19 protein-coding genes are annotated in these 23,287 nt (G+C 68.9%); 4 read left to right on the top strand and 15 right to left on the bottom strand.

The window, feature by feature from the left end; genetic code table 11:
• Positions 1 to 6: 6 nt before the first annotated feature.
• The 3 genes from ACIGJI_RS12530 to ACIGJI_RS12520 form a co-directional block, all read right to left on the bottom strand.
• Positions 7 to 666: a methionine ABC transporter permease gene (locus ACIGJI_RS12530; protein WP_187661969.1), complete on the bottom strand. Its 660-nt coding sequence runs from the start codon at positions 664 to 666 to the stop codon at positions 7 to 9.
• Positions 666 to 1,709, bottom strand: a complete 1,044-nt coding sequence (locus tag ACIGJI_RS12525) for a methionine ABC transporter ATP-binding protein (protein ID WP_187661970.1) — start codon at positions 1,707 to 1,709, stop codon at positions 666 to 668. Before ACIGJI_RS12525 ends, ACIGJI_RS12530 begins: the two co-directional genes overlap by 1 nt.
• Before the next feature lie 98 nt (positions 1,710 to 1,807).
• Complete coding sequence (locus ACIGJI_RS12520) at positions 1,808 to 2,713, bottom strand: MetQ/NlpA family ABC transporter substrate-binding protein (RefSeq protein WP_363447051.1); 906 nt, start codon at positions 2,711 to 2,713, stop codon at positions 1,808 to 1,810.
• A gap of 264 nt (positions 2,714 to 2,977) precedes the next feature.
• On the opposite strand from ACIGJI_RS12520, the gene ACIGJI_RS12515 reads away from it, so the two are divergent.
• Positions 2,978 to 3,616 carry a hypothetical protein gene (locus ACIGJI_RS12515; protein ID WP_259951517.1) on the top strand — a complete coding sequence of 213 codons (639 nt, stop codon included), beginning with the start codon at positions 2,978 to 2,980 and terminating at the stop codon, positions 3,614 to 3,616.
• 110 nt (positions 3,617 to 3,726) lie between these two features.
• Here the strand turns inward: ACIGJI_RS12515 and ACIGJI_RS12510 are convergent, their stop codons facing one another.
• The 3 genes from ACIGJI_RS12510 to ACIGJI_RS12500 are packed head-to-tail and all read right to left on the bottom strand — an operon-like array spanning position 3,727 to position 8,223.
• Positions 3,727 to 5,505 carry a Na+/H+ antiporter gene (locus ACIGJI_RS12510; RefSeq protein WP_268776814.1) on the bottom strand — a complete coding sequence of 593 codons (1,779 nt, stop codon included), beginning with the start codon at positions 5,503 to 5,505 and terminating at the stop codon, positions 3,727 to 3,729.
• A gap of 39 nt (positions 5,506 to 5,544) precedes the next feature.
• Entirely contained in the window at positions 5,545 to 7,416 is a 1,872-nt protein-coding gene (locus ACIGJI_RS12505) for an ABC-F family ATP-binding cassette domain-containing protein (protein WP_363447053.1), read from the bottom strand.
• A 42-nt stretch (positions 7,417 to 7,458) separates the two neighbouring features.
• Positions 7,459 to 8,223: an alpha/beta fold hydrolase gene (locus tag ACIGJI_RS12500; RefSeq protein WP_268776812.1), complete on the bottom strand. Its 765-nt coding sequence runs from the start codon at positions 8,221 to 8,223 to the stop codon at positions 7,459 to 7,461.
• Positions 8,224 to 8,325: 102 nt separating this feature from the next.
• Between ACIGJI_RS12500 and ACIGJI_RS12495 the strand changes: the two genes are divergently transcribed.
• Together ACIGJI_RS12495 and ACIGJI_RS12490 are read left to right on the top strand one after the other, a co-directional pair.
• Positions 8,326 to 9,666: a DUF222 domain-containing protein gene (locus ACIGJI_RS12495; protein ID WP_366243980.1), complete on the top strand. Its 1,341-nt coding sequence runs from the start codon at positions 8,326 to 8,328 to the stop codon at positions 9,664 to 9,666.
• Positions 9,667 to 9,850: 184 nt separating this feature from the next.
• On the top strand, positions 9,851 to 11,059 hold the full coding sequence (locus ACIGJI_RS12490; RefSeq protein ID WP_363447057.1) for a Cmx/CmrA family chloramphenicol efflux MFS transporter: 1,209 nt from the start codon (positions 9,851 to 9,853) through the stop codon (positions 11,057 to 11,059).
• A 108-nt stretch (positions 11,060 to 11,167) separates the two neighbouring features.
• Here ACIGJI_RS12490 and ACIGJI_RS12485 read toward each other — a convergent pair whose 3' ends face one another.
• From ACIGJI_RS12485 to rsmA, 7 genes are all read right to left on the bottom strand, one after another.
• On the bottom strand, positions 11,168 to 12,289 hold the full coding sequence (locus tag ACIGJI_RS12485) for a sugar-binding protein (RefSeq protein WP_187661978.1): 1,122 nt from the start codon (positions 12,287 to 12,289) through the stop codon (positions 11,168 to 11,170).
• A gap of 62 nt (positions 12,290 to 12,351) precedes the next feature.
• Positions 12,352 to 13,719 carry a multiple monosaccharide ABC transporter permease gene (mmsB, locus tag ACIGJI_RS12480; RefSeq protein ID WP_187661979.1) on the bottom strand — a complete coding sequence of 456 codons (1,368 nt, stop codon included), beginning with the start codon at positions 13,717 to 13,719 and terminating at the stop codon, positions 12,352 to 12,354.
• A complete protein-coding gene (mmsA, locus tag ACIGJI_RS12475) occupies positions 13,716 to 15,236 on the bottom strand; it encodes a multiple monosaccharide ABC transporter ATP-binding protein (RefSeq protein ID WP_327036724.1) in 1,521 nt (506 codons plus the stop codon). Before mmsA ends, mmsB begins: the two co-directional genes overlap by 4 nt.
• A 153-nt stretch (positions 15,237 to 15,389) precedes the next feature.
• Entirely contained in the window at positions 15,390 to 16,403 is a 1,014-nt protein-coding gene (locus ACIGJI_RS12470; RefSeq protein ID WP_187661980.1) for a LacI family DNA-binding transcriptional regulator, read from the bottom strand.
• A 118-nt stretch (positions 16,404 to 16,521) separates the two neighbouring features.
• A complete protein-coding gene (locus tag ACIGJI_RS12465; RefSeq protein WP_268776809.1) occupies positions 16,522 to 17,454 on the bottom strand; it encodes a 4-(cytidine 5'-diphospho)-2-C-methyl-D-erythritol kinase in 933 nt (310 codons plus the stop codon).
• A gap of 7 nt (positions 17,455 to 17,461) precedes the next feature.
• On the bottom strand, positions 17,462 to 18,529 hold the full coding sequence (gene mgrA / locus ACIGJI_RS12460) for an L-glyceraldehyde 3-phosphate reductase (protein WP_187661993.1): 1,068 nt from the start codon (positions 18,527 to 18,529) through the stop codon (positions 17,462 to 17,464).
• Between the two features lie 9 nt (positions 18,530 to 18,538).
• Entirely contained in the window at positions 18,539 to 19,408 is an 870-nt protein-coding gene (gene rsmA / locus ACIGJI_RS12455; protein ID WP_363447059.1) for a 16S rRNA (adenine(1518)-N(6)/adenine(1519)-N(6))-dimethyltransferase RsmA, read from the bottom strand.
• Positions 19,409 to 19,505: 97 nt separating this feature from the next.
• Here rsmA and ACIGJI_RS12450 point away from each other — a divergent pair, with 97 nt between their 5' ends.
• The gene (locus ACIGJI_RS12450; RefSeq protein WP_363447061.1) at positions 19,506 to 20,792 is read left to right on the top strand and encodes an MFS transporter; all 1,287 of its coding nucleotides are present in this window, start codon (positions 19,506 to 19,508) and stop codon (positions 20,790 to 20,792) included.
• Here ACIGJI_RS12450 and ACIGJI_RS12445 read toward each other — a convergent pair.
• The gene (locus ACIGJI_RS12445) at positions 20,771 to 21,667 is read right to left on the bottom strand and encodes a TatD family hydrolase (protein WP_363447063.1); all 897 of its coding nucleotides are present in this window, start codon (positions 21,665 to 21,667) and stop codon (positions 20,771 to 20,773) included. The genes ACIGJI_RS12450 and ACIGJI_RS12445 overlap by 22 nt on opposite strands.
• 17 nt (positions 21,668 to 21,684) lie before the next feature.
• On the bottom strand, positions 21,685 to 23,262 hold the full coding sequence (gene metG, locus ACIGJI_RS12440) for a methionine--tRNA ligase (protein WP_363447065.1): 1,578 nt from the start codon (positions 23,260 to 23,262) through the stop codon (positions 21,685 to 21,687).
• Positions 23,263 to 23,287: the final 25 nt, after the last annotated feature.

Raw genomic sequence — 23,287 nt, 5'->3', positions numbered from 1 at the left:
TCGGCCTCAGCGGCGCATGACCTTCCGCGCGAGCCGGGTGCCGAGCGTCTGAGCCACGTGCACGAACACGACGATGAGGAGCACAGCCGCCCACATCACGACAGGCTCGAACTGGCGTCGGCCGTACGTCAACGCAAAGTTTCCCAGCCCGCCTGCGCCGATGTAACCCGCCATCGCCGTCATATCGATAAGCGCCACGATCACGAATGTGTATCCCAGGATTAGCGGCCCAAGCGCCTCGGGGATCACCACCGTGAGGAGGGTTCGCCACGGTCCGGCTCCCATCGCGCGCGCGGCTTCGATGACTCCCGGCGAGACACCGACCAGATGCTGCTCGACGATCCGGCCGATGGCGAACATCGACGCCACCACCAGGGCGACGATGGCAGCGTTCGTGCCGATGCCGCTGCCCACGATGAATCGGGAGAACGGGATCAGGACCGTGATGAGGATCACGAAGGGGATCGGGCGGAAGAAGTTGATGAAGAGGTTCAGCACGGCGGAGATCGCTCTGTTCTGCAGCATGCCGCCCGGCCGTGTCAGGTACAGCCCCACTCCGATCAGGCCTCCCAACAGACCGCCCAGCACCAGCGTCAGCGACACCATGTAAAGCGTCTCGACGGCAGCCGTCCAGAACTCAGGACCCAACTCGATCAGACGATCCATCAGCGCACCTCCTCGCGGTCGATGTCCGTCACTTCGATGCGCTCCGAGATCCGTGCAAGCGTCGCGTCGATGCGAGCGTCGTCCCCGCGGATCGCGAGAGTCAAGTGGCCGAAGGCCCTACCGCGGATGTCGTTGATACCTCCGAAGACGAGCTCGAACTCCAGCCCGGCCTCCGCCAGCTCAAGGAAAACCTGCGCCTGGGACGGACCACCGTCACGGAAGGAGAACGTTACGAGTCGTCCCTGGTGCCGTTCACGCAGGACGGCGCGTTCGGACGGGGAGGGAACGCCCTTGACGACCGTACCGACGAATCGCTGCGACGCGGCATGCTGCGGGTTGGAGAAGACCTCGAACACGTCTCCCTGCTCGATCACTCGCCCGCGGTCCATGACGGCGACCCTGGTCGCGAGCGTCTGGATGACGTCCATCTCGTGGGTGATGACGACGATCGTGACGCCCTGCTCCTCATTGACGCGCTTGAGCAGGGAGAGGACCTCATGTGTCGTCTCCGGGTCCAGCGCACTGGTCGCTTCGTCGGCGAGGAGGATCGCCGGCCTGGTCGCGAGCGCCCGCGCGATCCCGACGCGCTGCTTCTGCCCTCCCGACAGGTGCTCGGGGTACGAGCGTGCCTTGTCGCTCAGCCCCACGAAAGACAGCATCTCGGTCACGCGCGCGTCGATGTCGGCCTTCGACCATCCCGCGAGCTTCAGCGGATACGCGATGTTGGCCCGCACGCTCTTCGATGAGAAGAGGTTGAACTGCTGGAAGATCATCCCGATTCCGCTTCGCACGCGCCGGAGCTCACGTTCGCTGAGTGCGGTGATCTCGACCTCGTCGACGGTGATGCGGCCCGCGGAGGCCGGCTCCAACGCGTTGATGAGCCGCACCAGGGTGGACTTCCCCGCACCCGAATAGCCGATGATTCCGAAGACATCTCCCTGCTCGATCTGCAGAGACACATCGTCGACGGCGGTGATCTGCGTGCCGGATGCGGACGGCGAGGGGTAGCTCTTCGACACGTGCTCGAGGGAGACGATCGGCATAGGTTCTCCGGTCTTGAGGGAGGAAAGGGCGGGGTCGGCCTGAAGACGACGAATCGGGCGACGCGTCCGCGTCGCCCGATTCTCTCAGGTGAACCTGATCAACCGTTCGCAGCGACGTCCTTCTGGACGTCCTTCAGCAGCGAGGCCAGCTCATCTGCCGGCGTCTGCAGAGTGACACCGGTTCCTCCGGACGACTTCGCCAGCCCCTCCTGCACAGCTTCGTCGGTCTGGAAGATCTCGACGAGCTTGAGGTACGTCTCATTGTCGACGTCCTCGGCGCGAGACGCGAAGATGTTCACATACTGGAGCGCGCTCGGGTCCTCGGGGTCGTCGGTGAAGAGCGCATCGTCGAACGAGAGGCCCGCATCCTCGACGAAGTCGTTGTTGATGACGGCCGCAGCCACGTCGGGCAGAGCCTCCGGGGTGAGAGCAGCCTCCAGCGCGGTGACCTTGACCGACGACTTGCTCTCGTCCACATCTGCGAGATCAGAGAAAGCCGTGCCGCCGTCCTTAAGCTCGACGAGGCCAGCGGCCTGAAGCACGAGAAGCGCGCGGGCCTGGTTGGAGGCGTCGTCGGGAACCGCGACGGTCTCCCCCTCAGGAATGTTCTTCACCGAGTCGTACTTCGTCGAGTAGAGACCGAGCGGGTAGATCTGCGTCGAACCGATCGCCGCGAGGTCATCCCCCGAGGCCTCGTTGTACTGCGCCAGGTACACGACGTGCTGGAACTGATTGAGGTCGATCTCCCCCTCGCTCAGCGCCGGGTTGGGCAGCTCGTACGAGCCGAAGTCGACGAGTTCGACCGTGATGCCGGCGTCAGCCGCCGCATCCACGAAAGCGGGCCACTGCGGGTCGCTCTCGCCGACCACGCCGATCTTGACGGTCTCGTTCTCGGAACCGCCGTCGCCGGACCCCGCGTCGGACGAGGTGGCGCACCCGGCAAGGGCGACGAACAGCGGGACCGCGGCGAGCGCGGCGAGGGCGGAGGTGGTGCGGCGGGACATGATGAGGGGTTCCTTCCTGGCGGGACTCGACAACGTTAGGCAGGAGGCCGCGTTGTCGCGGAATCGGGATGTCACACGGCGTCATAGCCGCGTGGCACCCTCGGTTGCTGGGGTACGTGGAGCCCGCGGTGGCGCATTCCCCACGGCACCGGATCGCGTGAGACAAGGAAACAGTCTTCGCCAGAATTCGGTGCACGTGCTGGGCTCGACGCGCTCATCCGAGCGAAGGCGCCGTCTGGCGCCACAGCAACGACCGGAGAAATCATGAACAGACATCAGAAGGCCGGACTCGCGGTCGCCGCAGCCGCGGCACTTTCCCTCTCCCTCACGTCAGCCGCGTATGCGGCTACCGAAGAGAAGCCTTCGTATGCGTCATCCACGATCGTCGTGTCAGACGTACGAACTGGAGAGATCGTCTACCAGCAGACAGAGCAGATACCGGTTGAGGAGGGCAGCACTACCGCCACCATAGAGACGCGAGTTCCTTCTCCTCCCGTCCCGAGCGCGCCCGTAATCCCCGGTGTCGTGGCTCCACGCTCCTCGGTGGGCGGCAACCACGACAACGGATCGGTCAAGTCGTCCATCACGATTACCTACAGCCTGAACAGCAAAGGCGATCAGATCCGGACAGAGAAGGTCACCGGTCGATGGACGCCAGATCCCGGGTTCGCCCTCCAGGGTCGAAAGGTAGAGATTTACAGCGGCGGAGGCTCACCGTCCATCATCAAGAAGGCCCCCACGACGAATACCTACAGTTACAACACGGGGTGGGGCTTCCAGACCAAGCCGCCGCAGAACTCGCTCACCTCTCCCCGGGTGCTCGCCGAGGTGAAGTTCAAGCTCTCGGGAACCGGGAGCGCATGGTTGAAGCTGACGCACTGGGTGGATCTTTCAGGCGTGTAGCCGTTGCTACCGGAGCGGGACCGGGCGCAAGCGTGCGCCCGGTCCCGCTTCGCAAGTCCTGTCTGATCGGGACGGGAACGACGAAACCGCATAGCCGCGTGCGAGGCGGGTCAGTCGAGCTCTTCGATGCCCTGCAGACGCACCTGCTCCAGGTCGAGACGGGCGGAGATCCGGCGGACCACCATGTCGTCCACGGTGCCGGCGCCGCGGAGCCCGAGCAGGACCTCGCGCTTGCGGTCGAGCAGCGCGAGCTTGAGCCGGGTGTGCTCCTCGTGCCGCACGAGCGGCGAGCGCTGGGCGAGGTCGACGTCGGCGGAGGTCGCGATCATCTGCAGCGTCGTGCCGTCCGTCGCCTCGGGGTCGGGGGCGGTCCCTGCCGACACCGCGACGTCACCCGCGTCCTCGTCCTCGCGGCTGCGCGCCTCTCCCCCGGTGCCGTAGGGATCGGGCTCGCCGAGCATCTCGTCCAGCGCGTCGGCCTCGGCGTCGATGAGCGCCTGCTCCCGCGCGAGCGTCCGGGCGTTCGCGAACTCCAGCGCCTGGTACCCCTCGGCACGTACCCGGTCGCGCACCTCCTGGCCGATGCCGTGCTCCGCGGCGAGGTCGTCGAGCGCGGCCAGGGCCGCTCCGGAGATCGCGCGCTCGGCGAGCTCGTACTCCTCGTCCTCGGCATGGTCGACCGGGAATCGCGCCCAGCGCACGAGCGCGGGGAGGAGAGGCGCCTGCACGAGGAGGCTGAGCAGGATCACCCCGGCGGTGACGAAGACGATCTCGTCACGGCCGCCCACGACGCTCCCCTCGGAGACGCCGGTCGGCACCGACAGTGCGATCGCCAGCGACACCGCTCCGCGCATGCCGGCGACCGTGGACACGAGTCGGGCGCGGGAGCGGGCGCCGCGCGGCGGGCGTTCGGCCGGGCGACGCTGGAACAGCACGTTGAGGAGCTGGAACACGTACCGGACGGCGAAGAGCGTCGCCCACACGGCGAGCGTCACGAGCACCAGGCGGCCGATGGCGGCGGCGGAGATCTCGTGCGCAACGAACTGCACCTCGAGGCCGATGAGCACGAACAGCGCCCCGTTCAGGAGGAAGACGCCGAACGGCCAGGCCGCGTCGGCCTGCCGTCGCGAGGCCGCCGTCGTCACGCGCGGCGACACCCAGGCGACGATCAGTCCGGCGACGACCACGGCGAGCACGCCCGACGCGTGGACGAGCTCGGCGATGAGGAACGCGGAGAACGGCACGAGCAGCAGCGTGACGTTGATGACGATGGTGGAGGAGATGCGGCGCAGCAGCAGCGTGGCCAGGGCCGCGACCACGATCCCCGCGGCGATCCCGCCCACGTACGACACCAGAACGTCCCAGGTGACCGAGAGCGGCGTGACCTGGCCGCCCAGCGCGAGGGACACGGCGATGGCGTAGAGCACGAGCGCGGTGCCGTCGTTGGTCAGGCTCTCGGCCTTGAGCTTCATGAACATCCGACGCGGCAGCAGCCGACCGAGGGCCGCGACGGCCGTGGCATCGGGCGGTGCGACCGCAGCACCCAGGATGAGCGCGATCTCCCAGGGCATGCCGAACAGCACGCCGATGCCGGCCACCGCGAACGCGGAGGCGACGACGAGAAGGGTGCTCATCGGCACGATGTAGCGGAAGTCGCGGCGGATCGACCGCAGCGACGTGGTCAGGCTCTCCCAGAACAGCATCACCGGCAGGAACAGCAGCAGCACGGTCTCCGGCGGAAGCTGCACCTCGCGCAGCGGCGGGATGAATCCCAGCGCCAGACCGAGGATGACGAGGACGAGGGGCAGCGCGAGACGCACGCGCGGGGCGATCAGGGTTCCGACGAGGATCGTGAGTCCGAGCAGGACGGTTACTTCGAGGCCTTCCATCGCTACTCCCAACAGTCGTGGGAGAAGGATATTCCTCCGTCAGCCGATCTGCTCCGTGAGTTCGAACCAGCGCAGCTCCAGCTCCTCGATCTCGGCCTCCTGCGCCGAGATCGCCTTCATCCGCTCGCCGAGGCCCTCGTAGTCGGACTGGTCGTGGTCGGCGAGGGCGTGCTTGGCCGTGTCGACCTGCTGCGTGAGCTTCTGGATGCGGCGCTCCAGGGCGGCGGCTTCCTTCTGCGCCGCCCGGAGAGCAGCGCCGTCGAGACCGCTCGTTGCGGGGGCCGCTGCCGCGGTCGCCGGGGCCGTCTCGAGGTGCTGTCGCAGGCGCAGGTACTCGTCGACGCCGCCCGGGAGATGCCGCAGGCGCCCCGCGCCGTCCGGACCGGGAAGGATCGCGTACTGCTGATCCGTCACCCGCTCCAGGAAGTACCGGTCGTGGCTCACGACGAGGAGCGTGCCCGACCAGGAGTCGAGGAGGTCCTCGATCGCGGCGAGCATGTCGGTGTCCATGTCGTTCGTGGGCTCGTCGAGGATGAGCACGTTCGGCTGGTCGAGCAGCACCAGCAGCAGCTGCAACCGACGCTGCTGGCCACCGGAGAGATCCTTCACCGGCGTCGAGAGCTGGGCGGACGAGAACCCGAGTCGCTCCAGGAGCTGTCCGGGCGTGAGGTCCTGCGCCTTCGACCCGGCGCCGAGCGTGTACGACGTGCGCAGACCCGAGATGACCACGCGCACGGGGTCGTTCCAGTGCGGCAGGAGTTCGTCGAGGCGCTGCGTGAGCGTACGGACCTGCACGGTCTTCCCGCGCTTGATCCGCCCCTCGGTGGGCTCGACCGTGCCGGAGATGAGCCCCAGGAGTGTGGACTTCCCGGCGCCGTTCACGCCGAGGATGCCCGTGCGCTCGCCCGGGGCGATCCGCCACTCGACGTCCTTGAGCACGGTCTTCCCGCCCCCTGAGCCTCCCTGGGTCCCTGAGCCTCCCTGGGTCCCTGAGCCTCCCTGGGTCCCTGAGCTTGTCGAAGGGTACGTCACCCCCACATCGAGCAGGTCGACGACGTCCTTGCCCAGCCGCGAGACGGCGAGCGACTGCAGCGAGACCTTGTCGCGGATCTCGGGCACGTCGGCGATGAGCTCGTTGGCGGCGTCGATGCGGAACTTCGGCTTGCTGGTGCGGGCCGGGGCACCGCGGCGCAGCCAGGCGAGCTCCTTGCGGGCGAGGTTCTGCCGCTTCGCCTCTGTCGCCGCCGCCATGCGGTCGCGCTCGACCCGCTGCAGGATGTAGGCCGCGTAGCCGCCCTCGAAGGGCTCGACGATGCGGTCGTGCACCTCCCACGTCTCGGTGCAGATCTCGTCGAGGAACCACCGGTCGTGGGTCACGACGAGGAGGGCTCCGGCGTTCGCGGGCCAGCGCTTCTTGAGGTGCCCGGCGAGCCACGTGATCGCCTCGACGTCGAGGTGGTTCGTCGGCTCATCGAGCGCGATGACGTCCCAGTCGCCCGTGAGCAGTTTCGCGAGGGACACACGGCGGCGCTGCCCGCCGGAGAGAGAGCCGATCTGCGCGTCCCACGGCAGATCCGTCAGCAGCCCCTCGATCACATCGCGGACGCGGGCGTCTCCGGCCCATTCGTGCTCGGCCATGTCGCCGACCACGGCGGCGGCGATCGTGATGTCGTCGGGGAGCGTGTCGGCCTGGTCGAGGACGCCGATGCGGGTGCCGCCGCGCACGGTCACGCGCCCGGAGTCCGGTTCCTTCCGGCCGGCGAGCATGGCGAGAAGGCTGGACTTGCCGTCGCCGTTGCGGCCGACGATGCCGATGCGGTCGCCCTCCTCGATGCCGAGGGTCACGGCGTCGAAGACGACGCGGGTCGGGTATTCGAGGTGCAGGGCTTCGGCCCCGAGAAGATGTGCCATGTCCTCTCCAGGGTAGTCGCGCCGCGTCGGGCGGTCGCCCGGTCAGACGAGCGAGGGGGCGAAGAGCTCCGGCAGCGCGGCGGTGAAGACCTCGAAGTGGCTGTACCAGACGGTGTGGGCGGCGCCGGGGATGCTGCGCACCGTCACCCCGCCGTGCTCGAACCGTCGCGCGTCCTCATCGGTCACCCAGGCGCTGGGTTCCGCACGCACGACGATGGAGCCGGGGGCGGCGGTCCAATGGCCGTCCTCCCCGCAGGAGACGGAGGCCGCCGTCGGCGGGTCGAACCGCTCGGCCGCCCGCGCCTCGACCGTGGCGTCGTCGACGGAGTAGAAGGGACGGAGGCGGCGGAGGTCGGCGGGCGACATCCGCTCGCGGCGGTCATGCTCATACTGCGACACGAGCACGGCACGATCCTGGCCGCCCTGCAGGGCGAGCGGCGCGTCGACGTAGACCGCGAGGCCCGGGTCGAGGCGGGGCGCGGCGGCGGCGAGCACCGTGGCTCCGAAGGAGTGCCCCACGGCGACGGCGAGGGTGGAGCAGGCGCGGTCCCCCGGGGTGCCCTCGGCATCGCAGCCGGCCGCGACCTGCGCCAGAGTCTCGACGACGGCATCGGCCGCCGACTCGATCGTGAGCTCCGGGTCACGCGGCGAGAGGCCGTGGCCGGGCAGATCGAGCGCCAGCACGCGGAAGCCGCGTTCCACGAGCAGCGGGACCACGCGGTGCCAGCTCTCGGCGGACCCCATCATGCCGTGCAGCAGCACGGCGACGCGGTCGCCCTCCCCGGCTTCGATGACGTTCAGGAGCACGGAGCCAGTCAACCACGGTCGTTATCCTTTCGTGATACGACTTTCGGCCAGATTCCTTCGTATCTTCGTTCGAATGCCAGTGGTCGGTGATGGACTGACGTCATGCCCGCACTGCTCGACGCGACCGACTCCCAGATGGCGATGCTCGCCGATCTGGTGGAGGGGCTGGAAGCGGCGGAGAAGACGCTGAGCAGCATGCAGGCTGCCCGCGACGGACTGCTCGCGATGGCGGGGCGACTTGCGGTCGACATCGCTCGGCAGGCGCGTCATCCGGACGGCGGCGACATGGCGATCCGCACGGTCGCCGCGGAGATCGGGGCCGCGCAGCGCGTCAGCGACCGCACGATCGAGCGGCGGATGTCCGAGGCGTCCTGGCTGGTCGAGCGGTTCCCGGCCGTCTGGGAGGCCCAGGGCGCCGGGCGCGTCAGCGCCGCGCACGCGCGGCTGATCGTGGAGGTGGGCGCTCATCTCGATGACCCGGACGACCGCTCGCGTTTCGCGACGGAGGCGATCGAGGTGGCCGCTGCGGAGTCTCCGAACCGGATACGCCGGCTCGTGCGCCGACTGGCCGACCGGCTCCAGGAGCGGACGCTCGTCGAGCGACACCGCGACGCCAGGGAGCTGCGCCGCGTCTGGGTGACCGACCTCGAGGACGGCATGGCCGAACTCGGTGCGCGCGGCCCTGCGGCCCTCGTGCACGGCATGTTCGACCGGCTCTCCCAGATGACGCATGCCGTGCGGGAGGAGAACGCGCGAGCACAGCGTCGGGAGGCGGAGGAGAGCATCCCCGACGACAGGACCGTGGATCAGCTGCGCGCGGACCTGCTCGCCGACCTCGTCCTGACGGGCGCTCCGGCGGGACATGACTCGGAAGAAGGACTGCTCTCGGAACTTCGAGCGCGCGTCGAGGTCACCGTGCCGGTGCTGACCCTGATGCACGGCGAGCAGGAAGGGACCACGGGCGGCACTCCGATCCTCGCCGCCGAGCTCGACGGGGTGATCCCGATCGATCCGGCCACGGCCCGCCGACTGGCCGGCGCGGCGAGCGGATGGGACCGGGTGCTCACCCACCCGATCAGCGGGGCGCTGCTGGCCGTCGACCGGTATCGCCCGAGCGAAGACCTCCGCCGGCACCTGCGGGCCCGCGATCAATGCTGCCGCTTCCCCGGCTGCAGCCTCGCGCCGCGGAAGTGCGACCTCGATCACAATCACGATGCGGCGCTCGGCGGAGAGACCGTGCACGACAACCTCGCGACCTTCTGTCGACGACATCACATGCTCAAACACCACTCTCCGTGGCACGTCGAGCAGGGGCCGGGCGGCGTTCTGGAGTGGACGAGCCCCACCGGCCGGAGCTACATCGACCGACCGCCGCCTCCGCACACCGTGACCTTCGCCGAGGATCCCCCGTGGTCTTCGCCCGTGATCGCGCCGGCTCACTGACCAGCCCTAGGGTGGAGGGCATGTCGAGCCCCGAATCAGACAGGTCGGGGGCTGCCGGTCACACCGTCAGCCCCGTGAACCGCTGATCCCTTCGTCCGCCCTGTCGGCGGGCGCGCGCCGGTGACCCGGGCGCTGACCGTGGTGACGAGAAGCCCTCCTCTTCCCTCTCACCTCGGAGCACTCGATGCCTTTCCCCCTCTATGCCCTTGCCCTGGCGGTCTTCGTCATGGGCACCTCGGAGTTCATGCTCGCTGGACTCCTCCCCGCGATCGCGGACGACCTCCACGTCCCGGTCGGCACGGCCGGTCTCCTCACCTCGGCCTTCGCCGTCGGCATGGTCGTGGGCGCGCCCGCCATGGCCGCGTTCGCGCGCGAGTGGCCGCCGCGTCGCACGCTCATCGCCTGCCTGGCGCTCTTCGCCGCGTGCCATGTCGTCGCCGCGGTGACGTCTGCCTTCGAGCTCCTCCTCGTCATGCGCGTGCTCAGCGCCCTCGCGAACGCCGGGTTCCTCGCCGTCGCTCTGCGTACGGTGACTCTCCTCGTCCCCCGCGAACGCACGGGACGCGCCCTCGCGGTTGTGCTCTCGGGGACGACCATCGCCACCGTCGTCGGCGTCCCTGCGGGGGCGGTGCTCGGCAGCGCATTGAGCTGGCGGGCCACCTTCGCCGCCGTCGCGCTGCTCTGTCTCCCCGCGCTCCTCGGGATCCTCCGTGGAGTGCCGACGACGATCCGGGGCGCGACGCATGGGCAGCCCCGGTCGACATTTGGAGCAGCCCCGGCCCCGGCGCCGCCCGGCAGGAAGGCACCGTCCCTGCGCGCGGAAATCGCCCTCCTGGTGACGCCGCCGCTCGCCCTCGCGATGATCCTGGCGGCGCTGGTGAACGCGGGGACCTTCGCGGTCTTCACGTTCCTGGCGCCGATCGTCACCGAGATCGCCGGTCTGCCCGACGCTGCGGTCTCGGTCGCGCTCGTCTTGTTCGGTCTCGGCTCGTTCCTCGGCGTGACCATCGCCGGTCGATACGCTGATCGGCACTCGGGCGCGTTGCTCGCCGTCGGTGGACCGCTGCTCCTGGGCGGCTGGATCGTCCTGGCGACGGTCGCGGATCAGCCGGTCGCGCTGCTGGTTCTCGTCTTCGTGCAGGGCATGGCCTCGTTCGGCGTGGGAAGCACCTTGATCACCCGCGTCCTGTACGCCGCCTCCGCCGCCCCGACGATGGGAGGGTCCTACGCGACCGCCGCCCTGAACCTCGGTGCCGTGATCGGTCCGGCCTGGGGCGGCTGGACGCTCGCCAGCGGAGCCGGTCCGCTCTCCCCCGTCGCGGTCGCCGTGACCCTGTCGGCCTGTGCCCTCCTTCTTGCCCTGATCACGCGAAGAAGGCACTCCGGCAGCTGACGCCGCGAGGCTGAGCCCTGACAACGGCGACGAGCCGCCCGGACCCGAAGGTCCGGACGGCTCGTCGTGTCCGACGTTCGCGGTGAACGAGGACGGTCTCGCTTCTGCTTACTCGTACGACTTCACGATCTCGAGGAGGCTCGGAACGTTGGCGTACGCCTCGGCCGCGTTCTCCTTGGTCACGATGACCGGCGGGAGCAGGTAGGCCGGGACGACCTTCTTGCCGTTGTCGTACTGGTCGGTGTCGTTGACGTCGACCTCGTCGCCCTTCTGGAGCTGACCGACCATCTTGATGGCCTGCTCCACGAGCAGCGTGGTGTCCTTGTTGATCGTGGAGTACTGCACGCCCTCCATGATCGACTTCACCGACTCGACCTCGGAGTCCTGACCGGTGACCACCGGGACGGGCTTGCCTGCCTGCTGCGCCGAGGTGATGATGGCGCGGGCGAGGGTGTCGTTCGGGGACAGGACGCCGTCGAGCGTCTCCGAGCCGTAGCTCGACGTGAGGATCGAGTCCATGCGACGCTGTGCGTTCTCCGGCTTCCAGCCCTCGGTCGCCGTCTGGGAGATCTCGGTCTGCCCGGAGACGACGTTCAGCGTGCCGTCGTCGATCTTCGGCTGCAGCACCTCCATCGCCCCGTTGAAGAACACCGCCGAGTTGGCGTCGTCCGGCGAGCCCGAGAACAGCTCGATGTTATACGGCGCCTCGTGACCCGCGCGCTCGGCGAGGCCGTCGAGCAGCGCCTGGCCCTGGAGCTTGCCGACCTCGAAGTTGTCGAAGGCGACGTAGTAGTCCACGGCGTCGGTGTTCTCGATGAGACGGTCGTAGGCGATGACCGCGACACCCGCGTCGCGGGCGGCCTCCACCTGCGTGGTGAGCTGCTTGCCGTCCTTGGCACCGATGATGATGACCTTGGCGCCACCGGTGACCATCGCCTGGATCTGGTTCTGCTGCTCGGCGACCGTGTTGCTGGCGGGCGCGTACTGCACGTCCGCCTTGAAACCGGCCTTCTCCAGGCCGTCGGTGAACAGCTGACCGGCCAGGACCCAGTTCTCCGAGGTCTTGTCGGGCAGAGCGACACCGATCGTGGAGCCGGCGTCGAAGCCCGAGGCGGTCTCCTCGCCCGACCCCGAACCCGAGTCCCCACCGCCGCGCTCCGAGGAGCAGCCGGTGAGGGCGAATGCGCCCGCGACGACAAGCGCTGTCGCCGACAGAAGGATCTTCTTCATGTGATCTCTTTCTCTGGTGTGTGCAGGTCCCGCCGCGCCTGCGTTGCGCGACGTGGCCCTTACTATCCGCGCGTCTCCTCGACGGCGGGGGCTTCGTACTTCTGACTGGTGGGGTAGTTGGTCTTCGTGGGATCGAACGTGTCGGTGGCCGGGTCCTGCTTGCGGCCGAGACGGCGCGTGAGGAAGCCGGTGATCGACGGACGACCCTGCTGCTTGTTCCACACGTCGACGCCGACGGCGAACAGCAGCACGAGGCCCTTGATCATCGAGACCACGTCAGCACCGGCGCCGAGCAGCGCGAGGCCGTTGTTCAGGAACGCCATCACCAGACCACCGATGATCGACCCGATCACCGTGCCGATGCCGCCGGAGACGGCCGCGCCGCCGATGAAGACGGAGGCGATCGCGTCGAGCTCCCAGCCGTTGCCGTCCTGCGGGCCCGAGGCGGTCGCCCTCGCGACGTAGATCATGCCGGCGAGCGAGGCCAGGACCGACATGTTCATCATCACGAAGAAGTCCACCCAACGGTCCTTCACGCCCGAGAGGCGCGCGGCCTGGCGGTTGCCGCCGACCGCGTAGATGTGGCGGCCGAAAACGGTGTTGTTCGTGATGAACGAGTAGAGGATGACGAGGGCGAGGAGGATGACGCCCGAGATCGGAAAGCTCGTGCCCTCGCGCCCCGTGGCGAACAGCCAGCCGGCGATGAGGATGACGGCCGAGATGAGGACGACCTTCGTCACGCTCACCCAGATGGGCGCCATGTCGGAGCCCATCTTGCGCTGGATGCGCCGGGTGCGGATCTCCCAGAACACGATCCATGCGACACCGGCGAGCGCCAGCAGCATGGTCGGGATGTTGAACGGCAGGGGCAGGGCGATCTCCGGCAGGTAGCCGGCACCGATGATCTTGAAGCCCTCCGGCACGGGCACGGACTGAGAGTCACCCACCGCCTGGTTCGCACCGCGGAAGAACAGCATGCCGGCCAGCGTCACGATGAACGCCGGCACCCCGACGTAGGCGACCCAGAACCCCTGCCAGGCACCGACGAGCACGCCGACACCGAGACCGAGGAGGATGCCCAGCGGCCAGGGGAGGTTCCAGTCCTGCATGGCCTTCGCCACGACGATGCCCGTGAACGCGGCGACCGATCCGACCGAGAGGTCGATGTGCCCCATGATGATGACCATCACCATGCCGATCGCCAGGATCAGGATGTACGAGTACTGGTTGACGACGTTGATGAGGTTCCCGGAGGACAGCGTCAGTCCGGTGCCCTTGAAGATCCACGTCAGCACCTGGAAGACGACGAGGATGACGACGAGGCTGCCGAGGATGCCGAACTGACGGAGGGTCGACTGCCCTCCCCCGAACATCTTCGTGATGTCCTTGAAGTGGAAGCCGCGCTTCGCGGTGGTCGAGTCGGTGGTCATGCGGTTGCTTTCTGGGTCGCGGAGGTCATGCTGCGCATGAGGTCTTCGGGGGTCGCCTGGTCGGCCGGGATGCAGTCGGTGACCCGGCCTTCGAACACGGTGTAGATGCGGTCGGAGATGCCGAGCAGCTCGGGCAGCTCGCTGGAGATGACGATCACGCCCTTGCCCTGCGCGGCGAGCTCGTTGATGATCGCGTAGATCTCGTACTTGGCGCCGACGTCGATGCCGCGGGTGGGCTCGTCGAGGATCAGCAGGTCGGGGTCGGTGAACATCCACTTCGCCAGGACGACCTTCTGCTGGTTGCCGCCGGACAGCTTGCCGACGCCCTCCTCCACCGACGGGGTCTTGATGCGCAGCGCCTTGCGGTACCGCTCCGCCACCGAGAACTCCTCGCGGGAGTCGACGACGCCATGGTGCGCGATCTTGGAGAGCTTCGCCGCGACGATGGACCGCTTGATGGTGTCGAGGAGGTTGAGGCCCAGCACCTTGCGGTCCTCGCTCACGTAGGCGAGCCCGTGCTTGATGGCGGCGGCGACGTCGGGGAGCTCGATCTCCTGTCCGTCCTTCACGATCGTGCCGGAGAGGAACGTGCCGTAGGAGCGGCCGAAGATGCTCATCGCCAGCTCGGTACGGCCGGCCCCCATGAGCCCGGCGATGCCGACGACCTCGCCACGACGGACGTTGATGCTCGACCCCTTCACGACCATGCGCTCCGGCACGGTCGGATGCTGGACCCACCAGTCCTTGACCTCGAAGAACACCTCGCCGATCTCCGGCGTGCGGTCCGGGTAGCGACTCTCCAGCGATCGGCCGACCATGCCGCGGATGATGCGGTCCTCGTTGATCTCGCCGCGGGAGATGTCGAGCGTCTCCACCGTACGGCCATCGCGGATGATCGTGATCTCGTCGGCGATCTGCTCGATCTCGTTGAGCTTGTGACTGATCATGATCGACGCGATGCCCTTGGCCTTGAGCCCGAGGATCAGGTCGAGGAGGTGCTGCGAGTCGTTCTCGTTGAGCGCCGCGGTCGGCTCGTCGAGGATGAGCAGCTTGACGTCCTTGTTGAGCGCCTTGGCGATCTCGATGAGCTGCTGCTTGCCGACGCCGAGCGTCTTGATCGGGACGTCAGGGTCCTCATCCAGCCCCACGCGGGCGAGGAGCTCGATCGTGCGCTCCTTCTGTGCCTGCCAGTCGATGCGCCCGAAGCGGCGGATCTCGTTGCCGAGGAAGATGTTCTCGGTGACCGAGAGCTCCGGGATGAGCGCGAGCTCCTGGTGGATGATGACGATGCCGGCCTGCTCGCTGGCAGCGATGTCCTTGAAGCGCTGCTCCTGGCCGTACAGGAGGATCTCGCCGTCGTAGGTCCCGTAGGGATATACCCCCGAGAGGACCTTCATCAGCGTCGACTTCCCGGCGCCGTTCTCGCCGCAGATCGCATGGATCTCACCGGCGCGGACGGTGATCGAGACGTCGGCGAGCGCCTTGACTCCCGGGAACTCCTTGGTGATGCGGCGCATCTCCAGGATCGGGCCTGACACGGTCGGCAACGTTGCTGTGGTGCTCACGGATCTTCCTCGCGACGTGCGGTCACCTTCGATGTGACCGTTCACATCGGTATATCGTCGTCTTCCGCGGGAGCGGTGTCAAGTCCGCGGCGTGTTTTCGTGTCGCTACCGTGATGCAGCGGATTCGCGCGCCCGCAGAAGGGTCTGCAGAGGGCCGAACGCGGGGGGCTTCTCACCGCGGATCTCGGCGAGGAGGATGCGCACGGCGCGTCGGCCGAGCTCGGGGAAGTCCTGATGCACCGTGCTGAGCGTCGGCGCCACGTGCGCCGCGACCGGGATGTCGTCGAAGCCGATCACGCTCACGTCGTGCGGCACGCGCAGCCCGGCATCGCGGAAGCCGTGGAGCAACCCGATCGCCATGAGGTCGTTCGCCGCGAACACCGCCGTGAAGTCGCGCCGCAGCGAGAGCTCCTTGCCGGCGAAGTAGCCGAAGTCGGCCGTCCAGTCGCCGCGGATCGGTGGGAACGTGGAAAGGTCGGCGTCGCGGAGCGCATCGAGGTACCCGCGCATCCGGGACTCGGCCTCGATCCAGTCCTGCGGGCCGGCGAGATGGAGGATGTCGCTGTGGCCCAGAGCGATCAGGTGCTCCGTGGCCGCCTTCGCCCCCGCCACCTGGTCAGCCGAGAGGCTCACGCCGTCCGATCCCGAGGCCGTCTGCAGGGTCACGAACGGCATCGTGACGTTCATGCCGCGCAGGACATGGAAGACGCGCACCTGCGGCGCGAGCACCACGATGCCGTCGACCTGCTCGCGCTCGAGCTGGCGCACGGCGTTGCCGATCGCCTCCGGCGTGGTCGCGGGGAGATTGAGCGTGGAGACGGAGTACCCCTCCTCCCGCGCCGCGTCCTCGATGCCGGCGATGGACGACGTCGGTCCGAACTCGCCGATCGTCGCGGAGAGGATGCCGAGCATGTTCGACTTGCTCGTCACGAGCGCGCGGGCGGCGAGGTTGGGGCGGTAGTCGAGGACGGCGATCGCGTCGAGGACCTTCGCCTTGGTCTCCGGGCGGATGCTGGGGTGGTCGTTGAGCACCCGGGACACCGTCTGGTGGGAGACGCCGGCGAGGCGGGCGACGTCGCGGATGCTGGGCATGCGGGCACGCTCGGAGGAGGTGGACATCCAGCCTCCTCGCGTGTGCACGGTCACATGACCACTTCATTATGTCTGCCATGACACCTGGATGCACCTCGACCGCGCGCACACCCCTCGTGTCCCGGACACGGCGGATCGGGAAGGCTCAGCCGATGATGCGGGCTCCGGGGACGGCGCCGTGCACGTGCAGTGGATCGAGGCCGCCTTCGCGGAGAGCCGTCTGCACCGCCTGCGCGGACTCGGGATCCGCGCAGAGCAGCGCCACGGTCGGCCCCGATCCCGAGACGAGGCCGTGCAGCGCACCGGCCGCGACCCCGCGTTCGATGGTCTGCGCGAGATCCGGTCGCAGGTCGAGCGCGGCCGCCTGGAGATCGTTGTGGAGCGCGTCCGCGAGCTGCCAGGCATCTCCGGTCCGCAGCGCCTGCAGCACCGGGATCGGCACGTCGAGCGAGAGCGGCGGGTCGTCGGCGAGCGCGCCCTCCTCCTCGCGCAGCTCATCGAGCCGGGTGTACACGGCGGGGGTGGACAGTCCCTCGTCGCTGGTCACCAGCAGCCAATCGAAGCGGCCGCGGGCGAGGGCCGGATTCAGCTGATCGCCGCGGCCGGTGCCGACGGCGGTGCCGCCGTGCAGCGCGAACGGCACGTCGGCGCCGAGCCGCGCGGCCAGATCGTGCAGCCGTGCAGCCGAGAGTCCCGTGCCCCAGAGGGCATCGCACGCGACCAGCGCGGCTGCCGCGTCCGCGGAACCGCCGCCCATGCCGCCCGCGACGGGGACGCTCTTGCGGATCCGCAGCGCCACCCCGCCCGGATGATCGGTCGCCATGGCCAGCAGCTTGGCCGCGCGCATCGCGAGGTTCCGGTCGTCGAGCGGAACCGAGCCGTCGTCCTCCACGCCTGACACCGTGAGGGAGAAGTCGTCGGCCTCCCTGGCGATCACGTCCTCGTAGAGCGACACCGCCTGGAAGACCGTTGCGAGGGCGTGATAGCCGTCGTCATGGCGTCCGCCGACCCCGAGGTAGACGTTGATCTTCCCCGGCGCGCGCACGTGCACGGACCGGGAGGACGCGGCGAGGCTCATGAGCGGATCACAGGTCCGACGAGGTCGCCCACAGGTTGACGTCGATGGCGCCGGCGAGCTCGTCGATGCGGCGGAGCTCCTCGTCGGTGAAGGCGGGGCCGTCCAGGGCCGCGAGGTTCTCGTCGAGCTGCTCCGTGCGGGACGCTCCGATGAGAGCCGAGGCGACGACCGGGGTGCGCAGCGTCCACTGCAGGGCGAGCTGTGCGAGCGACTGTCCCCTGCCCTGGGCGACCTCGTTCAGCGCGCGGAGCGTCTGGACGGCGTCATCGGTCAGTTTGCCCTTCGGCAGCGAACCGCGCTGCTGCGCGCGCTCGGCGGTGCCGTCACCGAGGTACTTGTCGGTGAGCAGCCCCTGGGCGAGCGGGGTGAAGGCGATGGCGCCGAGGCCCGACTCCTCGAGGGTCTGCGTGAGGCCGTCCTCGATCCAGCGGTTGAGGATCGAGTACGCGGGCTGGTGGATGACGAGCGGCGTCCCCAGCTCCTTCGCCACGGCGACGGCCTCGGCCGTGCGCTCGGCGCTGTAGGAGGAGATGCCGACATACAGCGCCTTGCCCTGGCGGACCAGGGTGTCGAGAGCGCCGACCGTCTCGGCGATCGGGGTGACCGGGTCGACGCGGTGCGAGTAGAAGATGTCGACGTAGTCCAGCCCCATGCGCGTGAGGGACTGCTCCGCGCTCGCGAGGATGTACTTCCGGCTCGCGTAGTCGCCGTACGGGCCGGGCCACATGTCCCAGCCGGCCTTCGACGAGATGATCAGCTCGTCGCGGTACGGACGCAGGTCCTCCGCGAAGATGCGACCGAAGTTCTTCTCGGCGGAGCCGTACGGCGGGCCGTAGTTGTTCGCCAGGTCGAAGTGCGTGATCCCGTGGTCGAACGCGTGGCGCAGGAGCGCCCGCTGGTTGTCGAGCGGGATGTTGTCGCCGAAGTTCCACCAGAGCCCGAGCGAGATCGGGGGGAGGTACAGGCCGGAGGAGCCGACCTGACGGTAGGCGAACCGTCCGTAGCGGCCCTCGTCGGCGGCGTACGGACGGTGCAGCTCGGGGACATCGGGGCGGAAGCGGGGGGAGTCGGTCACCGTGCCAGATTAGCCGCTGACGCCGGAACCCTCGATCGCCGTTGCGTGCTGGGCGATCCGCTGGTAGTCGTCGACCGTGAGGTCCTCCCCGCGGGCCGTCGGGGCGACGCCGGCGGCGGTCAGCACCTCGATCGCCGCGGCGGAGCTGCCGAAGACCCCGGAGAGGGCCTGCCGCAGCATCTTTCGGCGCTGGTTGAAGGCCGCATCGACGATCGCGAAGGTGCGTCGGCGCTCCTCCACCGGTCCGCGCTCCCCCTCGGAGCGGTCGAAGCCGACGAGGAGGCTGTCCACGTTCGGCACCGGCCAGAAGACCTGCCGGGAGACGTTCCCGGTGAGCTTCCACTCGCCGTACCAGGCGGCCTTGACGCTCGGCGAGCCGTAGATCTTCGATCCGGGCTTCGCGGCCAGGCGCTCGGCCACCTCGGCCTGCACCATCACGACGCCCCGCTGCAGGTACGGGAAGGTCTCCAGGAAGTGCAGCAGGACGGGCACCGACACGTTGTACGGCAGGTTCGCGACGAGGACGGTCGGCTCGCCCGGCAGCTCCGTCACGCGGAGGGCGTCCGCGTCGACCACCGTCAGCATCCCCTCCGGCACGCCGTGCTCGGCCGCGGTCTGCGGCAGGCGGGCGGCCAGGCGGCGGTCGATCTCCACGGCGGTGACCGCGGCCCCCGCCTCGAGGATCGCGAGGGTCAGGGACCCGAGTCCCGGTCCGACCTCCACCACCCGCTCCCCCGGCTGCACGCGGGCGGCCTGGACGATCTTGCGGACGGTGTTCGCGTCGACGACGAAGTTCTGCCCGAGCTTCTTGGTGGGGGTGACATCGAGCTCGGCGGCCAGACGGCGGATCTCGGTGGCCCCGAGCAACGTGACGGTCATGGGTCCATTCTCCCGGATGACGGGCCGTGCCCGGATCCTGGGTGGGTTCCTGGGTGAGTTCCTCGGCAGTGTCCGTGATCATCGCTATCCTTCGGAGGTGCCCTCCCTCGGTGAACTGATCGCTCCGCGGCGCCTGGGCAGGGACTTCCGCTGGCTGCTCGCGTCGTCGTGGACGAGCAACATCGGAGACGGCGTGGCGCTGGCCGCCGCTCCCCTGCTCATCGCTTCGATGACGTCGTCGCCGATCCTCGTGGCCTCCGGGGCCATCCTGCAGTTCCTGCCGTGGCTGCTCTTCGGCCTGCACGCCGGGGCGATCGCCGACCGCTTCGATCGGCGCCGCCTGGTGATGACCGCCAACGCCGTGCGCGCCGTCGTGCTCGCCGCCCTCTGCGTGTTCCTCGTGACGGGAACGGCGAACATCGGGATCGTGTTGACCGTCGCGTTCCTCTACGGCACCGCGGAGGTCTTCGTCGACACCGCGGGGAGCACGTTGCTGCCGATGCTCGTGAAGCCTGCCGACCTCGGCATCGGCAACGCACGGCTGCAGGCGGGATATCTCGTGGCGAACCAGTTCGCCGGACCGCCGCTGGGCGCCTTCCTCTTCGCCGCCGGGAGCGCGTGGCCGTTCCTCGTCGAAGTCCTGTGCGTGACGCTCGCGATCGTCCTGATCTCCCGGATGGCGCGCACCCCCGTCCCGCCACGGGAGACCGAGACCCACCCGCCGGTGCACACCGACATCGCGGAGGGGCTGCGCTGGCTGTGGCGCAACCCGCCGGTGCGGATGCTCGTGCTCATCATCCTCGTCTTCAACGTGACCTGGGCCGCACCGTGGGGCGTGCTCGTGCTCTACGCCACCGAGCACCTGCAGATGGGGCCCGTGGGCTACGGCGCCCTCACCACAGCGTCCGCGGCGGGCGGCATCGTCGCGACGCTGAGCTTCGGCTGGCTGGAGCGGCACGTGTCCTTCGCGACTCTGATGCGCATCGTGCTCTCGCTCGAAGTGCTCATGCACCTCGCCTTCGCGCTGACCACCACGGGCACGGTCGCCCTCGTCATCATGTTCTTCTTCGGCGCGTACGCGTTCGTGTGGGGCACGATCTCCACGACCGTCCGGCAGCGGCTCGTCCCCGCGTCCCTGCAGGGGCGCGTGGCCTCGGTCAACATGGTCGGCGTGTTCGGCGGCATGATCGTCGGCCAGGCCCTCGGCGGCGTCATCGCGCAGACCTGGGGCCTGACGGCGCCGTGGTGGTTCGCGTTCGGCGGGGCGGCGATCACCCTGGTGCTGGTGTGGAAGCCCATCTCGCACATCGTCAGCGCGAAGCCCGTCGCCGAGACGGGGCCGGAGGACGTCGAGCCGGAGGGTCAGTCGGCGAACGAGCCGTAGACCCGCACTGTGTTCTCGGCGAGCTGGGCGGAGAGCTCGTCCACGTCCAGGTCGAGCTCGGCGGCCAGGAAGCGCACCGTGATCGGCACGAGGTACGGCGCGTTCGGGCGGCCCCGCAGCGGGACCGGCGTGAGGAACGGGGCGTCCGTCTCGACGAGGAGGCGGTCCCGCGGGGTGACCTTGAGCGCGTCCCGCAGGTTCTGCGCGTTCTTGAACGTCACGTTCCCGGCGAACGAGAGGTAGTACCCGGCATCGGCGCAGACCCGCGCCATCGCCTCGTCCCCCGAGAAGCAGTGGAACACGGTGCGCTCGGGAGCGCCGACCCGCGTCAGCGTCTCGAGCACGGCCTCGTGCGCATCCCGGTCGTGGATCTGCATCGCGATGCCGTGCTTCTTGGCGAGCGCGATGTGCGCCTCGAAGGAGGCGAACTGCGGAGCGCGGCGCTCCGGCTCGGTGCGGAAGAAGTCGAGGCCGGTCTCGCCGATCGCCCGCGTGCGCGGATGCGCGGCGAGCTCGTCGATCACGCCGAGCGCCTCATCGAGACGGCCCTCCTCCGCGTACGTCGGGGCGTCGTTCGGGTGGATGGCGACCGCGGCGAGGACCCGCGGATCGGACGCGGCGGCCTCGACCGCCCAGCGGGACGACTCGATGTCTCCGGACGCCTGCACGACCCCGATGACGCCGACCGCCTCCGCCCGGTCGAGCTGGGCTTTGAGGGAAAGCCCCTGGGTCCCTGAGCCTGTCGAAGGGCCATCGGCGATCTCGAGGTGCGCGTGGTTGTCGTAGACGGGCACGGCGAGGGGTTCCGGGGCCGCCGGGTAGGTCCGATCCTTGCGCCCGTCGCCCGAGCGCTCGCGCACGTAGGTCTCCGCCATGGTGTCCTGTCCGGATGTCAGGCCGTGGACTCCACGCGCGGGAACAGCGGCGCGAGGCCGTTGACGCTCGTGCCCGGCTTCAGCACGCCCCAGGCGCCGGCCTCGCGGATCGGCTGGTCCTGCAGGCGGCCGAGGGTCTCCGCGGCGCCGAGGGCGATCCACAGCTTCTCGGTGGACTGCGGCATCACCGGCGACAGCAGCACGGCGAGCGCGCGCAGCCCCTCGGCGCACGTGTAGAGCACGGTGCCCAGACGCTCGCGCTGGTCCTCGTCGCGGGCGAGCGCCCACGGCTCGTTCTCGGTGATGTACCCGTTGAGCGCGTCGACGATGGTCCAGATCGCGGAGATCGCCTCGTCGATGCGGAACTGGCCGATCGCGGCGTCCGCCTTCGTCGCGGCGTCCGCCACGATCTTCTGGATCGCGAGATCCGCCTCGGTGTACGCGGCCGCCGGCGGCACGATGCCCTCGAAGTACTTCTCGATCATCGCGGTCGTGCGCGAGGCGAGGTTGCCGAAGCCGTTCGCGAGCTCGGCCTGGTACCGGGCGGAGAGGTCCTCCCAGGAGAAGGAGCCGTCCTGACCGAACGCGATCGCGGACAGGAAGTAGAAGCGGTACGCGTCGGAGCCGAAGACGTCGGTGATCTCGGTCGGCGCGATACCCGTGAGCTTCGACTTCGACATCTTCTCGCCGCCCACGAGCAGCCAGCCGTGCGCGAACACGCCCTTCGGGACGTCGAGCCCCGCCGCCATCAGCAGCGCGGGCCAGATGACGGCGTGGAAGCGCAGGATGTCCTTGCCGACCACGTGGTAGGCGGGCCAGCGGCGCGCGAAGGTCTCCTCGTCGGAGCCATAGCCGACGGCCGTGGCGTAGTTGAGCAGCGCGTCGACCCACACGTAGATGACGTGCGACTCGTCCCACGGCAGCGGGATGCCCCAGTCGAAGGTCGAGCGGGAGATCGAGAGGTCCTTGAGGCCCTGGCTCACGAACGAGACGACTTCGTTGCGCGCCGAGTCGGGCCGCACGAAGTCGGGCTCGGTCTTGTAGAGCTCGAGCAGGCGGTCCTGGAACTCGCTGAGCTTGAAGAAGTAGTTCTTCTCCTGCAGCAGCTCGAGCGGCTTCGAGTGGATGGCGCAGACCTTCAGCCCCTCGAACGGACCCGTGCCGTCGACGATCTCCGATTCCGGCTTGAACTCCTCGCAGCCCACACAGTAGAGCGCCTCGTACTCTCCCGCGTAGATGTACCCGCGGTCGTACAGGCGCTGGAAGAACGTCTGCACGTTCGTCTCATGCCGCTCCTGCGTGGTGCGGATGAAGTCGTCGTTCGCGACGTCGAGGGTCTTCAGCAGCGGGAACCAGCTCTCGCTGACGAGCTTGTCGACCCACTCCTGCGGGGTGACGCCGTTGGCGGCCGCGGCCCGCAGCATCTTCTGACCGTGCTCGTCGGTGCCCGTCAGCATCCAGGTGTCGTCGCCCGCCTGGCGGTGCCACCGTGCGAGGGTGTCGACGGCCACCGTCGTGTACCCGTGGCCGATGTGCGGCACATCGGAGGGGTAGTAGATGGGCGTAGTGATGTAGAAGGAGTCGCCAGCGGGCATGGGGACAATTCTAGGTGCCCCCATG

This window comes from Microbacterium sp. NPDC064978 (genome assembly GCF_044543605.1).
GTDB classification, from domain to species: domain Bacteria; phylum Actinomycetota; class Actinomycetes; order Actinomycetales; family Microbacteriaceae; genus Microbacterium; species Microbacterium meiriae.
The sequence above is the reverse complement of the archived record's forward strand: the minus strand, read 5'-3'. Positions and strand labels throughout refer to the sequence as shown.

Coding starts and splice junctions, on each gene's coding strand:
- ACIGJI_RS12530 (WP_187661969.1), bottom strand. CDS start 666: ATGGATCGTCTGATCGAGTTGGGTCCTGAGTTCTGGACGGCTGCCGTC.
- ACIGJI_RS12525 (WP_187661970.1), bottom strand. CDS start 1,709: ATGCCGATCGTCTCCCTCGAGCACGTGTCGAAGAGCTACCCCTCGCCG.
- ACIGJI_RS12520 (WP_363447051.1), bottom strand. CDS start 2,713: ATGTCCCGCCGCACCACCTCCGCCCTCGCCGCGCTCGCCGCGGTCCCG.
- ACIGJI_RS12515 (WP_259951517.1), top strand. CDS start 2,978: ATGAACAGACATCAGAAGGCCGGACTCGCGGTCGCCGCAGCCGCGGCA.
- ACIGJI_RS12510 (WP_268776814.1), bottom strand. CDS start 5,505: ATGGAAGGCCTCGAAGTAACCGTCCTGCTCGGACTCACGATCCTCGTC.
- ACIGJI_RS12505 (WP_363447053.1), bottom strand. CDS start 7,416: ATGGCACATCTTCTCGGGGCCGAAGCCCTGCACCTCGAATACCCGACC.
- ACIGJI_RS12495 (WP_366243980.1), top strand. CDS start 8,326: ATGCCCGCACTGCTCGACGCGACCGACTCCCAGATGGCGATGCTCGCC.
- ACIGJI_RS12490 (WP_363447057.1), top strand. CDS start 9,851: ATGCCTTTCCCCCTCTATGCCCTTGCCCTGGCGGTCTTCGTCATGGGC.
- ACIGJI_RS12485 (WP_187661978.1), bottom strand. CDS start 12,289: ATGAAGAAGATCCTTCTGTCGGCGACAGCGCTTGTCGTCGCGGGCGCA.
- mmsB (WP_187661979.1), bottom strand. CDS start 13,719: ATGACCACCGACTCGACCACCGCGAAGCGCGGCTTCCACTTCAAGGAC.
- mmsA (WP_327036724.1), bottom strand. CDS start 15,236: ATGCGCCGCATCACCAAGGAGTTCCCGGGAGTCAAGGCGCTCGCCGAC.
- ACIGJI_RS12470 (WP_187661980.1), bottom strand. CDS start 16,403: ATGTCCACCTCCTCCGAGCGTGCCCGCATGCCCAGCATCCGCGACGTC.
- ACIGJI_RS12465 (WP_268776809.1), bottom strand. CDS start 17,454: ATGAGCCTCGCCGCGTCCTCCCGGTCCGTGCACGTGCGCGCGCCGGGG.
- rsmA (WP_363447059.1), bottom strand. CDS start 19,408: ATGACCGTCACGTTGCTCGGGGCCACCGAGATCCGCCGTCTGGCCGCC.
- ACIGJI_RS12445 (WP_363447063.1), bottom strand. CDS start 21,667: ATGGCGGAGACCTACGTGCGCGAGCGCTCGGGCGACGGGCGCAAGGAT.
- metG (WP_363447065.1), bottom strand. CDS start 23,262: ATGCCCGCTGGCGACTCCTTCTACATCACTACGCCCATCTACTACCCC.